At 43.7% G+C, this 20670-nt stretch carries 15 protein-coding genes and 2 tRNA genes; 5 read left to right on the forward strand and 12 right to left on the reverse strand.

All coding sequences use genetic code 11. The features are described 5' to 3' along the window. The 4 genes from D6853_RS11530 to D6853_RS11545 all read right to left on the reverse strand — a co-directional run bounded on the left by D6853_RS11530 (position 1) and on the right by D6853_RS11545 (position 4393). The gene (locus tag D6853_RS11530; protein WP_120658161.1) at positions 1 to 936 is read right to left on the reverse strand and encodes an ABC transporter permease; all 936 of its coding nucleotides are present in this window, start codon (positions 934 to 936) and stop codon (positions 1 to 3) included. 83 nt (positions 937 to 1019) lie between these two features. Continuing rightward, the gene (locus D6853_RS11535; protein ID WP_120658162.1) at positions 1020 to 2729 is read right to left on the reverse strand and encodes a peptide ABC transporter substrate-binding protein; all 1710 of its coding nucleotides are present in this window, start codon (positions 2727 to 2729) and stop codon (positions 1020 to 1022) included. Between the two features lie 107 nt (positions 2730 to 2836). Next, a complete protein-coding gene (locus D6853_RS11540) occupies positions 2837 to 3907 on the reverse strand; it encodes a threonine aldolase family protein (RefSeq protein WP_120658163.1) in 1071 nt (356 codons plus the stop codon). Positions 3908 to 3925: 18 nt separating this feature from the next. After that, positions 3926 to 4393, reverse strand: a complete 468-nt coding sequence (locus D6853_RS11545) for a GAF domain-containing protein (RefSeq protein WP_120658164.1) — start codon at positions 4391 to 4393, stop codon at positions 3926 to 3928. Positions 4394 to 4509: 116 nt separating this feature from the next. Here D6853_RS11545 and D6853_RS11550 point away from each other — a divergent pair, with 116 nt between their 5' ends. From D6853_RS11550 to D6853_RS11570, 5 genes are all read left to right on the forward strand, one after another. After that, positions 4510 to 5787: a class I SAM-dependent rRNA methyltransferase gene (locus tag D6853_RS11550; protein WP_120658165.1), complete on the forward strand. Its 1278-nt coding sequence runs from the start codon at positions 4510 to 4512 to the stop codon at positions 5785 to 5787. A gap of 78 nt (positions 5788 to 5865) precedes the next feature. After that, positions 5866 to 5938, forward strand: a tRNA-Gly gene (locus D6853_RS11555). 217 nt (positions 5939 to 6155) lie between these two features. Then, the gene (locus D6853_RS11560; protein WP_120658166.1) at positions 6156 to 6758 is read left to right on the forward strand and encodes a cytidylate kinase-like family protein; all 603 of its coding nucleotides are present in this window, start codon (positions 6156 to 6158) and stop codon (positions 6756 to 6758) included. A 27-nt stretch (positions 6759 to 6785) separates the two neighbouring features. Continuing rightward, the gene (locus D6853_RS11565) at positions 6786 to 7748 is read left to right on the forward strand and encodes a TAXI family TRAP transporter solute-binding subunit (protein WP_120658167.1); all 963 of its coding nucleotides are present in this window, start codon (positions 6786 to 6788) and stop codon (positions 7746 to 7748) included. A gap of 29 nt (positions 7749 to 7777) precedes the next feature. Continuing rightward, positions 7778 to 9733 (forward strand): TRAP transporter permease, encoded by a 1956-nt coding sequence (locus D6853_RS11570; protein ID WP_199713030.1) that lies wholly within the window; start codon positions 7778 to 7780, stop codon positions 9731 to 9733. 60 nt (positions 9734 to 9793) lie between these two features. Here D6853_RS11570 and D6853_RS11575 read toward each other — a convergent pair whose 3' ends face one another. The 8 genes from D6853_RS11575 to D6853_RS11610 all read right to left on the reverse strand — a co-directional run bounded on the left by D6853_RS11575 (position 9794) and on the right by D6853_RS11610 (position 20663). Then, positions 9794 to 10666: an AraC family transcriptional regulator gene (locus D6853_RS11575; RefSeq protein ID WP_120658169.1), complete on the reverse strand. Its 873-nt coding sequence runs from the start codon at positions 10664 to 10666 to the stop codon at positions 9794 to 9796. A gap of 145 nt (positions 10667 to 10811) precedes the next feature. Next, positions 10812 to 11741: a hypothetical protein gene (locus D6853_RS11580; RefSeq protein WP_120658170.1), complete on the reverse strand. Its 930-nt coding sequence runs from the start codon at positions 11739 to 11741 to the stop codon at positions 10812 to 10814. Between the two features lie 103 nt (positions 11742 to 11844). After that, complete coding sequence (locus D6853_RS11585) at positions 11845 to 13167, reverse strand: erythromycin esterase family protein (RefSeq protein ID WP_120658171.1); 1323 nt, start codon at positions 13165 to 13167, stop codon at positions 11845 to 11847. Between the two features lie 165 nt (positions 13168 to 13332). After that, a tRNA-Pro gene (locus D6853_RS11590) sits at positions 13333 to 13406 on the reverse strand. A gap of 54 nt (positions 13407 to 13460) precedes the next feature. Next, on the reverse strand, positions 13461 to 14630 hold the full coding sequence (locus D6853_RS11595) for an AAA family ATPase (protein ID WP_120658172.1): 1170 nt from the start codon (positions 14628 to 14630) through the stop codon (positions 13461 to 13463). A gap of 2 nt (positions 14631 to 14632) precedes the next feature. Next, complete coding sequence (locus D6853_RS11600) at positions 14633 to 16288, reverse strand: DUF5722 domain-containing protein (protein ID WP_147367758.1); 1656 nt, start codon at positions 16286 to 16288, stop codon at positions 14633 to 14635. Positions 16289 to 16354: 66 nt separating this feature from the next. After that, entirely contained in the window at positions 16355 to 17548 is a 1194-nt protein-coding gene (locus tag D6853_RS11605; protein WP_120658174.1) for an FprA family A-type flavoprotein, read from the reverse strand. Further along, complete coding sequence (locus D6853_RS11610) at positions 17535 to 20663, reverse strand: response regulator (RefSeq protein WP_120658175.1); 3129 nt, start codon at positions 20661 to 20663, stop codon at positions 17535 to 17537. The genes D6853_RS11605 and D6853_RS11610 overlap by 14 nt, the downstream gene beginning before the upstream one ends. Positions 20664 to 20670: the final 7 nt, after the last annotated feature.

A 20670-nucleotide genomic window follows, 5' to 3' on the forward strand; every position in this document is an offset into this window, starting at 1 on the left:
TCAGTCTCCCTCCTTTGCCACACGGATCCTCGGATCGATGATTCCGTACATGATGTCTACCACGAGCATGATACCAATGTACATTGCCGAGTAGATAAAGCTGAGCGCAATGACAACATTGTAGTCATTGGACTGAATAGCGTTTACAAGGAGTGATCCTACTCCCGGGATTGAAAAGATCTTTTCTACAACGAGCGAACCCGTCATAAGGTCTACAACAAGCGGCGCCAAAACCGTGATGATCGGAATAAGCGCATTTCTAAGCGCGTGGCTGAACACAAGCTTTCTTCCCGAAAGACCTTTGGACTCCGCAAGAAGCATGTAATCGGAACCAAGCACCTCTATCATCTCTGATCTTGTGAATCTTGCGATAGATGCCATTGTAAACATTGAAAGTGAAATTGAAGGTAATACCGATGAACCAAGCACATCCTTAGCCGAGAACAGCATAGGGAACCACTTGAGCCTGAATCCAAACTGATATGAAAGCGCAAGCGCAAACACATAAGAAGGTACAGATACACCGATTACGGAAATGATCGTTGCCAAAGTATCCCACACGGTATCGTGCTTAAATGCTGCAAGAAGACCAAGCAAAAGACCTACTACCGCGCCGATAAGTACCGCCGCAAATCCGACTCCGATGGAAATAGGAAGTCTTGTAGCGATAAGCTGTGTGATAGGAGTGTTCTTGGATATCTTGTAGCTTACACCAAGATCGCCTCTGAACATGTTTCCGACGTATTTAAAGAACTGTACGATTATGGGCTGATCAAGACCATACTTAGCATACAGCGATGCTCTCTGGGCCTCGTTTAACTTCTCATCGTTAAAGGGTGAACCAGGCATTAACTGCATCAGTATAAAAAGAATAAGTGTAATGGCAAGTAGTGTGAAAAGTGCTGTCACTACTCTTTTCAATATATATTTTCTCATATTGACTCCGAAAAAAGATAATGCGCAAGGGTGATATAGGTTATCACTACCCACCCTTGCGCAGTAATCATCTTATATTGCTATTAGTTCTTAACTGCTCTCTTATATACTCTGTTGAGTGCTACAGGATGGAACTCGATTCCTGATACGTTTGTTGAGATAAGCTCAGCATTGCACTGTGTATAAAGAGGGAAGATAACCGCATCATCCATTGCGATCTTCTCTGCATCATAAAGAGCTGCCCAACGAGCTTCGGGATCCATTGCGATCTCACCTGTTGTGCAATCGCTTATGATCTTGTCATACTCTGCATTGCTCCAGAAGCCGTAGTTGTTCGGGTTGTTTGTGATCCACATACCAAGGTATGTCATAGGATCGGCATAGTCGGGACCCCAACGTGTAAGGCCAAGCTCAAAGTCTGCTTCCTGCATACGCTCTACTCTCTCCTTCTTGGGCATCTGCTGAAGCTCAACAGTAAGTCCGGGAAGAGTTGTCTCAAGCTGCTCCTTAACTACCTGTGCAACCTTGATGGGAGCGTCGTCTGCATCGTGGATCATTGTAAGAGTGATGCTTGTAGCGCCGAGCTCTTCAAGACCCTTGTTCCAGTACTCTACAGCCTTGTCTGCATCATATCTGCAAACGTCCTCGAACTTCTTCTGGTCTGCGGAGAAATCGCTTCCGTCAGGGCCTGCTGCGAAGTCCATGGGAACACCTGTATATGTGGGAGCTGAACCATCCTTAAGAACGTCTGTTGTAATAGCCTCTCTGTTAAGTGCCATTGTAAGAGCAAGACGAATGTTGAGATTCTGAAGCTCCTTAACGTCTCTCATGTTGGGAGAGATATACCAAAGATATCCTGCACCGATTGCTGTGAATGCGGGATCATCCTTAACCTGGTCAACCTGCTCACCGTTAACAAGTGTTGTATCAAGGTCACCGTTCTGGTAGCTCATAAGAGCCTGCTGTGAATCCTGGATTACCTGATAGCTAAGTCCCGGAAGCTTAACGGTTGCAGCGTCATAGTAATTCTCGTTCTTTGTCAAATGAATTGTTGTTGCTGCAGGCTGATACTCGTCAAGCACGAAAGCACCGTTTGAAAGTGTTGTCTCAGGGCTTGTTGCGAAAGTATCTGCACATCCCTCAAAGAATGCCTGGTTTACAGGGTAGAATGTAGGGAAGTACATAAGGCTTAAGAAATAAGAAACAGGGCAGTTGAGCTTAACTTCAAGAGTCTTGTCGTCAACGGCTGTAACACCAAGCTCTGCCTTATCCTTCTTGCCATCGATAATATCCTGAGCATTTACGATCTGTCCGATATCACTGAACATAAATGAATACTCAGAAGCAACTTCGGGATCAACTGCTCTCTGCCATGCAAATACGAAATCTGCAGCAGTTACAGGCTCTCCGTTGCTCCAGTTTGCATCCTCACGAATGTGGAATGTGTATGTAAGACCATCCTCTGCAACATCAACGCTCTCTGCAAGCGCATTAACTGCCTGTCCGTCTGCGTCCATCTGCATAAGTCCGTCTGTGTAATCTGCGATAACTTCGAATGATGTTCCGTCAGTTGCCTGCTGGGGATCAAGTGACTCAACGGGAGTCTCGAGCATAACGTTAAGATCTGATCCGGAGCCCTCTCCTGTTGTTTCAGCAGCTGTGTCTGCTGTGGTCTGCTGAGCATCTGAACCCTGCTGGTCCTGAGATACTCCACTGACAGCTGAGCTTCCGCAAGCTACAAGGCTCAGTGTCATGGCAGATGCAAGTACGATAGATAATAATTTCTTCTTCATACTTTTCCTCCTCTTGTTTCAAAATACATGTATACAATTATATGTATATTTAATATATGCGTTTTATTTAGCACTGTCAACCAAAATCGCGTTGTCGCGTTGAACTGTTATAAGAGCTCAAGAAGCCTCTCCACGTCTGCTTTTTGGGTCGCCCAGTCTGTAGCAAAACGGATTACCGTATGATTATCATCATATTTTTCCCAAAATCCGTATCTGACATTCTTATCAAGCTCTTTTAACTTCTCATTTGAGACAATAACGAACTGCTGATTGGTCGGAGAATCCAGGAAAATCTCGTATCCTTTTTTCTTTAAACCATCTTTTAATAGTTCCGCGGTCTCTATGGCGTTTCTGCCAAGCTCAAAGTAAAGATCGTCCGTAAACAACGTGTCGAACTGAAGTCCCAAAAGCCATCCCTTTGCAAGAAGCGCTCCGTGCTGCTTGATCACCGGAATGGGATGCTTTGTCGTAACTCCCTTTGTAAAAACAACCGCCTCGCCAAAAAGCGCGCCGACCTTGGTTCCACCGATGTAGAAAACATCAACAAGACTTGCAATATCCTTTAGGCTTACGTCGGTTCTTTTGCTCATAAGACCGTATCCAAGCCTTGCTCCGTCAAGAAAAAGAGGAATCTTATACTCTTTGCATATCTGAGAAATGTTCTCAAGTTCTTTCTTGGTATAGAGTGTTCCGTACTCTGTAGGATGAGAAACATAAACAGCGCCCGGGAATACCATGTGCTCGTGGTTGCTGTCATCGTAGAAATCCTTAAGAAGCTTTTTAAGGTCAGCTGCCGCTATCTTGCCGATATCAGATCCGTATTTCTCGGTATCTTTTTCCTCTCCACGGTTAGAAAGCGTTATTACTTTATGTCCCGCGTGCTCGATTGCGCCTGCTTCGTGCGCTGCGATATGACCGGTAGAAGCCGCAACAATGCCTTCATACGGCGTAAGCAGCATATCGATAATTGTCTGATTGGTCTGTGTTCCGCCCACAAGGAAGAACACATCCGCGTCCGGAGTTCCGCACGCAGTCTTGATCTTCTCTGCAGCGCTCTTACAATATTCATCCGTTCCGTAACCGTCTATCTGCTCAAAATTGGTCTCTGTCATGCGCTCAAGAATTCTTGGATGAGCTCCCTTTGTATAATCACTTGAAAAAGAAATTCTTTTATCCATAGCTTTTCTCCGCTTCTATTACTCTTCTATTCCGGTAAAATCCGTACTCTCCTCGAGAACCTTTACAAAGGCTTCGAGTCCTTTTTTATCCTCTTCCGAAAACCTTGCAAGTAAGGGACTGTCTATGTCGAGAACTCCGATTACTTTTCCGCCCCTGTGGATCGGAACTACGATCTCCGAATTGGACGCTCCGTCGCACGCGATATGTCCCGCGAACTCATGCACGTTGTCGACAAGCTGAGTTTTATCTTCGCCTGCCGCAGTTCCGCAAACTCCTCTTCCGAGAGGTATCCTGATGCACGCAACCTTTCCCTGAAAAGGTCCCAGCAAAAGAGATCCTTTATTCATAAGATAAAAACCGGCCCAGTTGAGATTCTCTATGTTGTCAAATAAGAGAGCAGAGGCATTGGAAAGCACGGGAATGAATCCCGGCTCATCTTCCGCAAGAGCCTTGATCTGCTCGCCAAGCAGCTTGTAATCTGTCATGTTTTTTCCTTCTTTCAACGCTTCTTTTTTATTAATAATTGTGCTGCGTTAGAAACTATGATATATAAATTTAGTAATAGAATCAATTACAAATAATCAACCAAATAGGGGTAAAAATGAACAATTCAGATTGCATAAATTATTCAAATGCAAAGGTGATATTAAAGAAGGGCGAAGGCCGCGAATTTAAAGCGGGCGGAGCCTGGATTTACGATAATGAGATAGCTCGTATTGAAGGAGCTTTCGATAACGGAGACATTATTGAGCTTAACGACTTCGACGGATATTTCCTAGGCTACGGCTTTATCAACACGGCGTCCAAGCTTCGCGTGCGTATAATGTCCAGGAAAAAAGATAATCCGGTAAACGAATCTCTTATAGAAATGCGCGTAAGAGACGCTTGGGAATACAGAAAGAGAGTCATGGCTTCCTATATCGAAACTTACCTCTATCAGTACGATTCTCCTATGGCTTTTACTATGCTCTCCTGCAGAATGATCTTCGGCGAAGCTGATTTCCTTCCCGGCATCACGATCGATAAATTTGCGGACGTGCTGGTTATCGAGTCGCTTGCTCTCGGCACTGACAGAATGAAGAATCTTATCCTTGATAAATGCAAAAAAGTCCTTGCAGAAGATGGCGTTTATGTGCGCGGTGTCTATGAAAGAAGCGACGCCAAAGTCCGCGAACTCGAAGGACTTGAGCGCATTAAGGGATTTATCGGAGAGGACTTCGACACCAAGGTTCTTATAGAAGAGAACGGCGTCAAATACTATGTTGATGTGGAGAACGGTCAGAAGACAGGTTTCTTCCTTGATCAGAAGTTCAACAGGCAGGCCATTCGCGGTCTCTGCAAGGGCAAAAGAGTTCTGGACTGCTTCACTCATACAGGCTCTTTTGCACTCAATGCTGCTGCCGGCGGTGCAGCAAAGGTAATCGGAGTTGACGCATCGGACCTTGGCTGCGAACAGGCAAGAGAAAACGCCGCGATCAATAATTTGTCGGATATAGCATCTTTTGAATGCGCCGATGTTTTTGAGCTTCTTCCAAAGCTTGAATCGGAAGGCGAATTATTTGATGTTGTTATCCTCGATCCTCCTGCGTTTACCAAATCAAGAGCCTCTGTCAAAAAAGCTGTCACAGGCTACAAAGAAATCAACCTTCGCGGAATGAAGCTCGTAAAAGACGGCGGATACCTCGCAACCTGCTCCTGCTCTCACTTTATGGACGAGGAGCTCTTCCTCAAAACTATAAAAGACGCCGCCAGAGATGCACACAAGCGTCTTCGCCAGGTTGAGTTCAGACAGCAGGCAGCAGATCACCCTATTTTATGGGGCGGAGCGGCTTCTTATTACCTTAAATTCGTTATTTTTCAAGTTTGCGATGAAAAATAAAAAAAATGTGTTGACAACCCAGCACTTATACTCTAAAATCAATTTTGTTGTCGCGGTAAACACGGCAACGAAATAAACGCGATAGTAGCTTAGTTGGTAAAGCGCCACCTTGCCAAGGTGGAGACCGCGGGTTCGAGCCCCGTCTATCGCTTAAAAAAGGACATCCAATCGGATGTCCTTTTTTCATGCGATAAGACGGGTGCGAGAACCCGCGAGGGCCTCTCGAGCTGTAGTGTTCTGTAGTCTATCGCTTTTTTCTTTTAAGCAAGCAAAACCGCCTATTTCATCCCTTTTTCCTCATTCAATTTATTGTATAATAAGAAAGACCCAGTAATATCACTGATATTTGCGCGCATAAAGGAGAAAAGATGAGCGAACAAAAATTACCGGTAATCACAATCAACAGAGAATTCGGTGCAGGCGGAAGGAGCCTGGCTGCAATTCTGTCAGAAAAACTTGACATTCCTTATTATGACAAGGACTTTGTATCAAAAACCATGGAGGAAAGTGGCTTCGACGAGGAAGACGTTGAACGCGAAGGCGAGGAATTAAGTCGTTCTTCAAAGGTGCTCGATGACCTTTTTAACAGCACCGTTTCCTATACCAGTTCCCATGATGCCATCTTTAAAGCTGAAAAAAAGGTTATCTTAAAGCTTGCAGAAAGTCCCTGCATTATTGTAGGACGCTGCGCCAATATGATCTTGGCAGAAGCCGGTGTCGATTCAATTAACGTATATCTCCACGGCCCCATGGAAAACAAGATGCAACGTCTCGATGAGATCTCCATAGACGGAAAGCCTGTTACAGAAAAGTCCATGGAAGAACACGACCGCAAGCGTCGTACATTTTTCAAGAAATATACCGGAAAAGAAATGTCCGATGCATCAAATTACACATTCTGTTTTGATGTCGGAAAAATAGATATTCCTCAGTGTGCAGAAATAATACTTGCCACTTTGAATAGACCCTAAGACAACGCATTATAGGAGGAAACCACTATGAAAACCAGCATTAGGCAGAAGCTTATCTGCCTTCTAATTGCCACATCCATGCTTATACTTTCGGGATGCGGCGGCCAGAGGATGATGATGGGAACCGGAGGTACATCCGGAACTTATTATGCCTTCGGCGGTGTCCTTGCACAGTACATGAAAGAGTATACGGATTACAGCGTAACCGCAGTTTCAACTGCTGCATCCAAAGCCAATATCCAGAGTATCGGCGACGGAGATTATCAGATCGGATTTACCCAGTCAGACGTAATGAGCTACGCCTGGGAAGGAAGCAGATCATTTGAAGAAGACGGCCCTTCCACTGACTTCCGTGTCCTCGGTGCCCTTTATGCCGAGACCGTTCAGCTTATAACCATGAAGGACGACATCAAATCCGTAAGTGATCTGAAAGGAAGAAGCGTCTCCATCGGAGCACCCGGTTCCGGCGTGTATTTCAACGCCATGGACGTGCTTGAAGGCGCAGGACTTTCGGTTGATGATATCAAACCACAGTATCAGAGCTTTGATGACAGTAAAGAAGCTCTTAAGGACGGACAGATCGACGCAGCATTTATCGTAGCCGGCGCTCCTACTTCCGCCATTACTGAGCTCGCCACAACAAACGGTGTGAATCTGATCCCCATTGACGGAGAACTTAGAGACAACATCATGAGCATCTGTCCGTATTATACCCCCATGCAGATAGCCGAAGGGACCTATCCGGGACAGGATCAACCGATCGAGACAATAACGATCAAGGCTACTTTGATCGTAGATGCAGATCTTGATGATGAATGTGTATATAATCTCACTGCTGCTGTTTTTGATCATAAAGAAGCCATAGCAAAAGAAAATGCTAAGGGCGAAGAACTTTCAATAGAAAATGCCACATCCGGAATTAACGTACCTTTCCACAAAGGTGCTGCCCGTTACTATGAGGAGCACGGTATTTCGGTACCTACACAGTAATGTAAAATATGACCAAAGAAGGAGATTTAATGAGCAATCAAGTTAAAGACTTAAATATAAACGCACCTTCGCAGGAAAACCTTGATGAGGTTATGAAAAAATATGACAGAGAATCCAATGTCCGCATCTGGACCGGAAAACCTGCAATAGCAGTTAAAGCTATATTGATAGGTTTTTCTTTGTTCTGTATATGGGTAACTCTGTTTGCCACATTTCTTGAAGAAATAAGACTTACATCATTCATGGGGCTTATCGTACTCCTTGGATTTTTGTATTATCCTGCAAACAAAAACAACAATAAAGAAAACCACATACCCTGGTACGACATACTTGGTATGATCTTAGGAACCGGCGCATTTTTGTATTACACCTTCAACGCCGAGCAGATCATTCAGCAGGGAACAAGATTTCAGCCCTACCAGATCGTGATCGCCGTGATCGGCATCATAGCACTTTTGGAAGTGACAAGACGAAGCGTAGGCTGGCCTATCCTGATCGTAGCACTGTTCTTTATCGTCTATGCCCTTGTCTATGGACTTACCAATCCATCGGCTCTCGGTAGACTTAATTATCTCGTGCGAAATCTGTTTTATGCAAAGACAGGTATTCTGTCGACCCCGATCAATGTTTGTTCCAAATATATTGTCGTGTTTATCATCTTCGGAGCGTTTCTTGAGCGCACCGGAATTTCAGAGCTTTTCATAAATCTTGCCAACTGCATTGCCGGTCGTTTCGCCGGAGGCCCCGCGAAGGTTGCCGTTATCTCATCTGCACTTTGCGGTATGGTAAGTGGTTCATCCGTTGGAAACACGGTTACTACCGGTTCCGTTACAATTCCTATGATGAAAGAGACCGGATATAAGTCATCCTTTGCCGGCGCCGTAGAAGCCGCTGCATCAACCGGAGGCCAGATCATGCCCCCTATCATGGGTGCTGCTGCCTTCCTTATGGCTGATATCATCGGCGTTCCTTATTCCGACATTCTTTCAAGAGCTATTTTCCCGGCGATCCTGTACTTTACAGGTATTTTCGTAGCTGTTCATCTGGAAGCTAAAAAACACGGCCTTACAGGTGTCCCGGTGGAAAAACTGCCTAAGTTCTCACAGCTTTTAAAGAAGATCTATCTTCTGGCGCCCCTTGTCCTTCTTGTTATCTGGGTTTCCAAGAACATGATGACAATGCAGAGAGCAGCAGCTTATTCCATCGTAGTTGCCATCCTCGTAGGCGTGATTGAAGGTTTTGTCAGCGGAGATCGCTTCACCTTAAAGAAGTTCCTTGAGTCACTTGAAGCCGGAGGAAGAGGAACAATTACAGTTGGTGCTGCCTGCGGAGTTGCAGGTATCATTTCAGGAACTATCACAATGACAGGTCTTGCCAATGAAATGATCAACGCCATCGTTGCCGTTGCGGGAGACAAGCTCTTTATCGCTCTCTTCCTTACGATGCTGTGCTGTATCGTCCTTGGTATGGGCGTTCCTACAACAGCCACTTACTGTATCATGGCTGCAACCTGTGCACCGATCCTCACAAGAATGGGCGTTCCGATAATAGCAGCTCACTTCTTTGTATTTTATTTCGGTATTGTGGCAGATATCACTCCTCCTGTTGCTTTGGCTGCATATGCAGGAAGTGCTATCGCAAAGTCCAATCCAATGCGTACTGCCATCGCCGCAACAAAGATGGCTGTAGCGGCTTTCCTGATACCGTATATCTTCTGCTTTAGCCCTGCGATGCTGCTTATAGATACCACCGTATCGAGCGTCATAATAATATACGCAACCGCTCTGATCGGAATCATGGCAGTTGCTGCCGCACTGGAAGGATATCTGTTTACCGACATGAAGATATGGGAAAGGATCATTATGATCGTCGGCGGAATCATGCTTATCTCTCCCGGTACTATAACAGATGCCGCTGGTGTTGCTGTTATAGCAGTTGCTCTTATCCTGCAGTTTATATCTAAAAAAAGATTAGCTAACGCTTAATATAATAACTCTATAACAAAAACCGAGGCATAATGCCTCGGTTTTTTTATATCCGTCGTCTTAGACCTCTTTCACCGGTACCAGTTCTATATAACCCCTCTCGCCTATAGGCTCGAGCTGGATCCTGGGATTATTGTCGTCCCATTTATATCCTATAAATTCAGGGTTATATTTCTTCTCTGCATCCCAGATCTCTCCGATCGCCTGCTCATAATTTTCTTCAGCAAACGGTTCTCCCCTGAAAAGAAGATATGAAGTCTTGGGAAGATCGATAACCTCAAAGCCCTCCGGTACACAGCCTTTGTATGTGGGTTCTACTTCCACTCCCTGAACATACTCGCTCGTTCCGGGCTTGATAAGCTGCTTGGGAAGCCAGAGACAAACAGGTTCTCCCGTTATGGACTTAATACTTGTAAGAAGCCCCCATACATCACAGCCGACTTCCTTACAGTAGCTCCAATACTCTGTGGCTTTGATGCCTCTTTTTATGATAACTTTTCTCTCAGGTCTTTCGACCACTTGGATAAAAACATTTCTTGTTTCACTCATTTCGCTCACATTCCTTTCCTTTTCCATGATCAGACTGGGAGTAAAGAGCCAGATAGGTACGGGACTTGTTGCATATTCCTTTGGATTACAACCGAATTCACGTCTGAATGCGCGCTGATATCCATCGACGCTTCCAAAGCCCATTTCCATAGCGATATCCAGAATGAGATTCTTTTCATCTCTTAGGCAAAGCGCTGACTTTGATAACTTAAGGCGCCTTATATAAACAGCCGGCGTCATGCCCAGGTATTTGATAAAAAGCTTTCTGGCATACCACGGAGAAAAAGAAACAGCTTTCGCAAGAGCTGTTATGTCTATCTCTTCCGTTATGTGTTCACTTATGTAATCCTGCATCTTGCGTACTGCTTTTCTTTGTTCGTCCATCCGCTCATCTCCTTGTGAGCTAATAATATCTAAAAGTGTGAATCTGATTCTCGACTTTTTTTGCCCATAATTATTATATTACATAAAAAACCCTCTTTACCGATAGTCCGGTAAAGAGGGTACATATCATGATCCGTAGTTTTTATCAGCCTGCATATAATATGTTGTCGAACATTTCATATTCATTTACTCCGTTAACCTCGTATTCTCCGCTGTCAGTCTGAGTAACTGTAAGGTATCCAAGAAAATCTCCGTTTTCGGAAGTAAAGCCTACACGGTCTTGAATCATACAGCTGATGTAGATAGTATCACCCGCAGCTGCGGTTCTTGCAGCTTCACCGACTTCATAGTCGTCGTCAAAAGCTACGTCCTGCTTAAGAGTAAGAGCCACCTTATCTCCTGCGTAGAAGTATTTCTCGTCTTTAGCAATGAATCCGTCTTTGCCGTAGGTAAAGTCTTTGGTTCCTCTCCAAGTACTAAGAACACTTATTGAATCAAAAAGTACGACCTTATCTCCAAAGATCTCCGCTTGGAAATTATCATCCTTCATTATCCCCAATGGCTCAGAGCCAATCTCCTCAAATGAACCATTGTTCCACATATATAATGTGGTCTCCCATCCGTTTAAAGGATCGTTGAGTTCGCTCATAATGAAATCGCCTTCTGAATTATGTACATAATAAGAAGTTGCCATTTCCCAGTCATTATTGGTATCTCTGTTAATGAGCTCGATGGTCTGATCGTTGATGACAAGATCATAATGTGTGTCATCTGAACCCGTTGCCATCAGCGTATCCATCTTGCCGTCTCCACCGAGGTCTACCGTATTCTCTTTGTCATATTCAAGCTCAAGACAGTAAAACGAACTGTCTGAAGAAGCTTCACCTGAAGCATCAGTTGTAGTATTATCTGCCGATTCACCCGTACTTGCGGTATCTTCTACTGAAGAAGTCACTGCTGAAACTTCTTCCGATGAAACATCAAGATCATAGTTTATCTCATCCTTTGTGTTACCGCAGGCACAAAGAGCCGCGGATATTGAAAGCCCCAATAATACATTTACATATTTCTTCATCTTTTTTCCTCCTAATCTGCGTTGGATGGAAATATCTTACACCATTTGTTGTAATTTGTAAATATATTATTGCAAATATTTTAACATTACCAAAAAAACAGGATCAATCAAGTTCCACCACGGGATCGATAGGTGAGATGCTGTAGTAGAAAAGCATTCCGTCGTAAAGCTCTGTAGGGGCAATGTTTATACGATACGAAGCATGTATAAGATAACCTAATCCGTAGAAGCCTTCACCCACGCTACCTGTTGTCACATTTGAATGAACAAGATCATAAACAGCCTTATTGTCTTCAGGTGAAAGATTTTCAAAATCCAAATAAAACTTTTTATCTTCCATGTACTTGGCCTGATAAGCCATGGGATCTGCCGTTGTTACATAGTAGTTCTTACGCATATATGGATCATCCGCAGATGTTCTGATAACACTTGAATTAAATGTTCCCTTAAAGAAATCTGTTCCGAGACTGTAATATGAATCACCATACTTTTCCTTAAGAAATCCACCCATTGTTTCCTTTACCAGAATGTTTTGTCCCACTTTTCCGATATGACCGTTGTGTGCGGCAAGCATGATCTTACCTGAGCCGATTTCTTTTTCAAGATTCAATATCCAGGTTACATTCTCTGCCATTGATTCATCTCTGAAATTGCTCATTTCACCGGATTGAATATCCTTTGTGCTCCAATCCACGTTGACCATTGTATTTTCCGCTACCTTTATTGCAGCTGTTGTATCGAAATCAAATTCACTTCCGGCTGCATTTTCTATTGCCGCCTTTATTTCCGCAAGCTCATCCTTTACCTTCTGATTCTCTTCGTCAGTAAGCTTAGCCTGTCTGTTTACATCAATGTATTTTTCTATATAAGAAGTATCGATTCCGCTGATACCGTTTTTATCCATGTAATCGTAAAGAAACTCCACTCCATTAGTTGGATACTGCATATCAAAACCATAGAATCTAAGGTGTTCTTCTTCCGGAACAGATTGATTGTAATCTCTCATCCAATCAAGAAGATCTGCCATCTGCTGTGTATGATAAATAGCAAAATCCATTTTATTTACTATGTCTCTTGAATCGCCATCTGCGCCCTGAATATATGCATTGGCTTCAAGGCATGTTCCGAAATCCGCTTCAATTGCAATAGCCTTAAATCCGTGCTTCTCTACAAGGATCTTTAGCACATCAAGCTTGGATTCCTGAAACTCAACAGCACCGTGGCTTGCTTCACCAAGTCCGAAGATCTTAACATTATCGGGCACATTGATATCATCCAATGACTTTGCCGCCGCTACAACATCTTTATTCTTATGGCTTGCAAGAACTGTCTTGTAGTTAAGCCCAACAACAAGGAGCAAGCTGATCACCAAAACAATAATAAGTAAAACCTTTCCGATCTTTTTTAATACTTTTAATACTTTCATTTTTCTGTCCTTCCCTTCGGTTGTTTTTTACATGTGTGTCATTCGACTATCCAAGAATAACAAAAAGGGAAATGCGTTGCCTTTGAATTGGCTTACATTTCCCATTGGTTTTCTTACGGTTTTGTAAGAGTGATATTCTTATTCTCTTTTTATTAATTAAAAAAATCGGAATGACAGGATTCGAACCTGCGGCCTCTGCGTCCCGAACGCAGCGCTCTACCAAACTGAGCCACATTCCGTAGTGCTGTCGGATACAAAACCCGACAGCAAATCTGATTATATCAGCGATATAATTATTTTTCAATACCCTCTTGGGCTTCGCTTTCTTCCGCGGGCGCTTCCTTGTTCTCTTTTCCTACAAGGTCTTTAAGATCCTCGAGGCAGATAGTCATCATATCCTCATTGGTCGGATTCTCAAGTGTAGCAACACGCCTTGCCTGGTTTGTAATGATCTCCTCAAAGAGGTTTCTTATCTCTCTTGCGTTGGCAAAGTTATCGATACTTCCCATCTTCTTGGAAGTGATAAGCGCTCTTATCTGATGCTTAACGTCATCCTCAACCTTGTAGTCATACTTGTCACAGTTCATATTAAAGATCTGCTCAAGCTCATCCACGCTGTAATCGGGGAACTCAATATACTTATTGAACCTCGACTTAAGACCGGGATTGGAATTTATGAATTTCTTCATAGGGTTCGTATATCCGGCTACGATAACAACAAGGTCGTCTCTGTTATCTTCCATCGCCTTAAGAATCGTATCGATCGCTTCCTGTCCGAATGCATCATCCTTCTGCGCAAGGGAATATGCTTCGTCGACAAAGAGCACGCCGCCCATAGCCTTCTTGATCTGCTCCTGCGTCTTGATGGCCGTCTGTCCGACATAACCAGCTACTAGTCCGGAGCGATCCACCTCTACAAGCTGTCCCTTGGAAAGAACCCCGATCTGCTTGTAGATCTTGGCGATTATTCTTGCAACAGTCGTCTTACCCGTTCCGGGATTACCCGTAAAAACAAGGTGAAGAGAAACCGGAACCGATTTAAGTCCCTGTTCTTTTCTTTGCTTCTGTACTTTGACGAAAGCCGTAAGCTCTTTTACATCGGATTTGATAGTATCAAGGCCGATCAGCTTATCGAGAGTCTCCATCGGATCCTCTTCGGGCTCCGCTTTCTTTTTCTCTTCGACCTTCCTGGCATTTTCGTCATTAGCAAAAAGAGCCTTAGCTTCAGCCAAGGCTTCGTTGGCATTGTCTATCGGATCTTTCTCTCCGGTAGATTCTGCCGTAGCACCTGCGCCGATTTCCGCCGAGCCCAAATTACTTGTTGTAACCTTCTTCGCCGGAGCCGCAGGCTCCTTGGAAGGTGCCGGTGAAAAGAAATCTCCGTACAAACTTCCAAGAAGATCTTTTTGCATGCTCGTTATTTTATTTAAAGTTTCTAATTCTTTCTCTCTTGAGTTCTTCATTCTTAATCGTTCAAAAACCAGCCGTTTCTCTTAAGGAATGTTCTGTTTGCCACCATTGCATCCACATCCTGTCCGATGATCTGAGATGCTTTTGCCTTGTATGTTCCTGCCTGATTTGTGTCCATAAACTTGTAAGCGTCATAGGACATCTTCTTGCTTCCGTCAATGTTCTTAAGACCCTGTGCGATATGGCTCTCCATCTCGTGAGCATCGTCAGTCTCTCTAAAGAGAATGAAGCTTGTGATGTAAGGATTGCTCTTAGCCATTGTGTAAGCATATACGATAGATGCAAGCTGCGCATCCTCGCCAAAGCTTGAAGTATATCCGATCTCCGAAAGTGAGATCTGTCTTACCTGACCTGCAGGATTAAGGAACTCAGGCTTACACATATAATCTGTCAAAAGATAGATGTTCTCGATCGTAATGTAAGGAGTTGCAAGTGATGTATTAACATATTCAGCCTGCTGTTTCCATGCATAAGGATCAAACAAAGGTGCATTGTAAGGGTGAACTGAAAGTGACCAGTCAACGTTACCCTCACGGTTCATATAGTAGTTAAATCTATCGAGATACTCTTTTGCAAGGAAGCATCCGGGATTGGACTTTCTGTTCCACTCCTGATCGATAGAGTTATAAACTCTTGCATTGGCGTTAACGCTCTTGATTCCGTTGTAGAAGATTCTGAAAGCCTTAACGTACTCGCTGACATTGAGCTCAATATTGGTTGAGTTCATGTAATACCACTCGGTTCTTGCGTTGATCTCGTTGCCGATTACCCAGTTATCAACCGTTCCGAAAGGACCGCCTGAATATCTGTCGGCAAGGAATGCTGCAATAGCCTTAAGGTGCTGTGTGCCACCGTCTTCCTTGGTATTCATTGCATATCCGGGGCAAACGTGTGAATCCCTTGAAAGAGGATGGATCAAATCTGCACCAGCTGATGTCTTGTTATTTAAAATAGTAAGTGTAAGCTGGAAATTATTGATCGAGCACCATCTTACAAATCCGTCGTACTGCTGAAGAGCAGCAGTGTTAAACTGATAGGTTTTACCTTCATATGAAAACTCTGTTGTTGGATATGCTGGATTGGATGAAGGTCCTACGATATCTCCCATGTAGAGGTTATATACCATCTGTGCAATGCCGAGATCCTTGAATGTATCTGCATTGGCATCATTGGGAAGGATACCCTTCATACCGTGATCGTTACGTCCTACGGTTTTGGTCGCAACCGCCTCGGGATTGGTGATGTAATGCTCATCACTTACCTGAACATAAGATCCGCCGCTCTTGACTGCAACAAGGAACTTCTTGCTGAGATTTGAATTCTCTGTTCCAAGTCCCAGGTCAAAAGAAAATGTTGCTTTTCCGCCTCTGTCTGCAGAAGCCACAACCTTACCAGTTGTACCATCCTGATATACTTCATCTGCGAAAAGATAAAACTTTCCGTCATCCGAACCGGGAGCCGAAGCAGTCGATACATTAACTACAACCTGACCTCCGGAAATTGTACATGAATCAATATTTACAGGTCTGCCTGCTGCAATAACCTGTGTGTTTTCCCCTATAAAAGAATCATAGCTAAGAACCGCCGTCATCACTGTAACCGCTGTCATCACGATTCCAAGCACTTTTTTCATTAAATTATTCTTACTCACAACTTTCCTCCGAATCGTTATTTTCCTAAAAAAACTAGTACTTTATTGAGTTTATACTTTATGACCTCAATTTGCAACCGCCTCGGCAAATGCTTCTACCTCAGCCATGTCTTTGGCATGAAGAGCACTCTTTATGGTAAGTGTTTTCTCAAGAATATTTACGTTCTTAAGAAGAGCGAGTTTATCCGACATAAGCTTGGCTGTAACAGGTGCCCATGTTCCGTTCTGCGCAAGCGCAAAGGTACGATTCTGAACTCCAAGTGCGATCATGTCGTTTATAAATGCTTCTACCGGAGGATAAATTCCGCCGTTGTATGTAGGACACATGATAACTACTTTGGCGCACTTCCACACTTCTCCGATAAGATAAGAAACATCCGTGCCGGAAGCATCATATACTCTTACGGTCTTTCCCGATTTTTCTCTTAACTTGGAAGCAACTGCTTCTGCCGCACTTGCTGTATGTCCGTACAAGCTTCCGTATACTACGAGAATGTCATCTGTCTCAGGTGTCCAGGTGCTCCACTTCTGATATTTTTCAAGAAGATATGAAAGATCTTTTCTCCAAACGGGACCGTGCAACGAAAGGAACATCTGAATATCAAGTCCTGCTGCCTTCTTAAGAACCGCCTGCACCTGCATTCCGTACTTTCCTACGATATTGGAATAATATCTTCTGGAAGAATCAAGGAAATCGCTGTCATAGTCGTATTCGTCAGCAAATATTCCTCCGTCAAGCGCTCCGAAGGTTCCGAATGCATCGGCAGAAAAAAGAGCCTTTGAAACATCGTCATACGCCATCAAAACTTCAGGCCAGTGAACCATGGGAGCCGCAACAAAACTAAAAGTATGTTTACCTGTAGATAATGTATCGCCTTCTTTTACCTCGAGCTTTTTATACTCTGCGGACTCAGGGAAAAACTGTCCCATAAACTCAAAGGTCTTGGCCGATCCGACAACCGTTACGTCGGGATAAAGACTTGCAACTCTGCTTATAAGCGCGCAGTGGTCGGGTTCCATATGAAGAACCACAAGATAATCAAGCTTTTTACCTGAAAGCGCCTCCTGCAGGTTCTCAATATACTGATCAGCAATGGTAACATCCGCGGTATCAAACACCACATTCTTTTCATCCGCTACATAATAACTGTTGTAAGATACTCCCTCGGGAATAGGAAAAATATTCTCAAAGCGTTCCAGCCTTCTGTCGCTTCCGCCTATCCAAAAAATATCCTCTGTAACCTTCTTAATTCCTATCATTTGTGTCCTCCTTGGTTGTATTATTGTTATGGAATTCAAGTATTGTCTTTTCAACTATGTTTATATCTATAGGTTTGGCAATATGTGCGTTCATGCCCGCATCAAGGGACTTCTGCACATCATCGGCATAGGCATTGGCAGTCATGGCTATAATAGGCAGATTCTTGGCGTAGTCGGTTCCTATACTTCTTATGGCGACAGCTGCCTCGTATCCGTTCATAACAGGCATCTGAATATCCATAAGTATCAGATCGTAGTCGCCTTCTTTAGACTCCTCAAACATTCTGACAGCTTCTTTTCCGTTTTCTGCCCTTGTAACGCTTGCGCCTTCCATATTCATAAGCTCTGTAAGAATATCTGCATTGATATCATTATCCTCCGCCGCAAGGATCTTAATTCCGGCAAGAGGTTTTTTGGTCTCTTCTTTTGCACTTTCCTTGGTTCTCTTTGCAAGATCGTCAATGGTCTGCTTGAGACTCGATATAAAGAGCGGCTTTTGAACAAGCTCATTTGCGCCTGCTGCCCTTGCTTCGTCTTCTATTGCGCTGTAATCATCAGCCATGACTATGATAAGGATATTGTTGTTTCGCTTATCCTTCATCCTGATGTTTTTAACGATCTCGGGCGCAGTCATTATCTGAACCTTCTGATCGACTATTATCATATCAACTGGCTTGTTGTCCGCCTGATATACATCCAAAAGATGTATCGCGCCAAAGCCCGTCGGCGACTCGATAACGTCAACTCCGTCATTGTTAAGTATACTTGAAAGCTGCTCGCATTCATTGTGGTTGGCATCAATGAACATCACGCGCTCAATTCCGTGTTTTTTCCAGAAATCAACGTCGCTGGCTTCAACTACCTGAAGTCTTAAGTTGATTATGAATGTACTTCCCTTGCCCTCTTCACTCTCAACTCTTATGGTTCCGCCCATAAGATCCACAAGATTCTTGGTTATGGCAAGTCCAAGTCCGGTTCCCTGGATTCCTCTTATAGTATCTTTATCTTCTCTTGAGAACGCCTCAAATATCTTATCCTTGTATTCGGGCTTCATACCGATTCCGGTGTCTTTTATCGTGAATTTGACGTTCTGGAATCCCTCTGATGTCGACGGAGATTCATTTATCGTAAATTCTATTCTTCCGCCCTCAGGAGTATATTTTACCGCATTTCCAAGAACATTTATAAGTATTTCGTTTATCTTCTGCTTATCACCTATGAATATGTCGTGCTCCATATCCGTAACTTTAACGACATACTCAAGGTTCTTGGCCTTTGCCTGGAACATGATGACAGAATTGATCTCCTCAAGCAAAAGACCAAGTGCCATTTCTTTGTTATAAAGCGTCGTCCTTCCGCTCTCGATCTTACTCATATCCAGAACATCGTTAAGAAGCGTAAGCAGGTTCTGCGACGCAAGAGTTATCTTATTCGTATATTCGCGCACCTTATCGGGCTCATCGTAATGCTTGTCGAGAAGAAGGTTAAATCCCATGATCGCATTCATAGGTGTTCTGAAGTCATGCGACATGTTCGCAAGGAAGTTCGTCTTTGCTTTGTTTGCTGTCTCTGCGGCACTGAGCGCTTCCTGAAGCTGATGGTTACGCTTTATCTCCTGCGTTCTGTCATAAAGCGCGACAGCAAGCCTTCTTCCCTTGTCGTCTATTGTACAAACAACGGCTCCTCTGTAATACAAGAGCTCACCGGTATTAAGATTTTCAAATCTGATCTCGTCAATAAGCTCGGCTCTTGTTGTCTTAAAACATCTTTCGAGTATCGCTCCGAGTCTTTCTTCTTCGCCCTCGCACTGGGCCTTTGTAAGAACTCTGATATCTTCCTTAAGCTCTTTAAGCGGAACACCCAGAATTGCCTCCGCATTGGCGGTTATGAACTCTGCGGAGAAAGTCTTTTCAGTTATGATCGCAAGAATATCGTTGTTCTTTTCAACCACGTAATCAAACAACCACTCTCTGTAATGAATATCGTTCTCTTTTTTCAAAAGATCCCTTTCATTACGTGAGTTGATCTCGCTCATCATATGCTTTAGCTGCATAGCCATGTCGCTCATGGAGTCGTATAGCTGATGGATCTCATCCTTACCTTTATCTTCTATTCCGATCTCAAAATCTCCGCGCTTGATATCCTCGGCGATAACATTCAGGTTCTCGATTCTTGAGCACAGCCAGTTAGAGAATACGGAAGCCGCAAGATAACCCAGAATAAAAAGAACTATCGCAATGATAAAGTCGCTCTCCAAAAGGACAAAAACGTCCGCAACAAGCTCGTTTCTGTCCACATAGTAGTACAGCTTCCATATATTGTTCAGACTTTCGTCTTTCATGAGGAAATAGTTGCGACCTTCGATAAAATCTCGGTTATCTTCACCTTTTCCCTTGAAGATATCCTGCGTGATCTTCTTATCAAGCGCTTCGTCCTTGAGCTTTTTATGAGAAATGATCTCCTTGTTGTCTCCGACGATCAGGATTCCGTTATCAAGATACGCGCTCTGCGTAGCAACGGAAAAGAAATGTTCTTTATTGATCTTAAGAACAACCATTCCGATCACTTTTGATGTTGTCTCGGCATCAAGAAGGGAATTGATGATATATACGTTGCCGTTTCTGTCAGTGACCCACTGCGCACCCTTTTGATTCTTACAGCGCGTATACCAATCCTGTTCATTGCTTGTTGTGGGTCTTTTAAGGAAATCACCGATCGAATCTCTCGGGATATTTTCGGAGTAGATAGTGATGTCGTCTATACTCTCATCACTGCTTCTGTAATACCAGATAAGTGGCTCGATGTTGCCCTTTAGCTGCTCAGTAAGTGTATATGGATCCGCATCCGCGTAATCAAGCGCCCTTCTAAAGCCCTCTTCATATGAAAAGAACTTGATCACATCGGTCTCTCTTTTTGCATTGTTTTCTATTCCGTAGGAAATAACATCGATACTGCCCTGCATTGCTGCCTGCGTCTGGGCTTTTAGATTATTGCTGGAAACTATATATGCATATATTCCCAAAATAGCAATAGGAATGACTATGAGGGTCGCGAATATGATCCTCATCTGCGCTTTTATACTGTGAAGCCTGCTTTTCTTCGTCTCATTTTCCATATAAATG

Source organism: Butyrivibrio sp. X503, from assembly GCF_003625475.1.
In the GTDB taxonomy this organism is placed as follows: domain Bacteria; phylum Bacillota; class Clostridia; order Lachnospirales; family Lachnospiraceae; genus Butyrivibrio.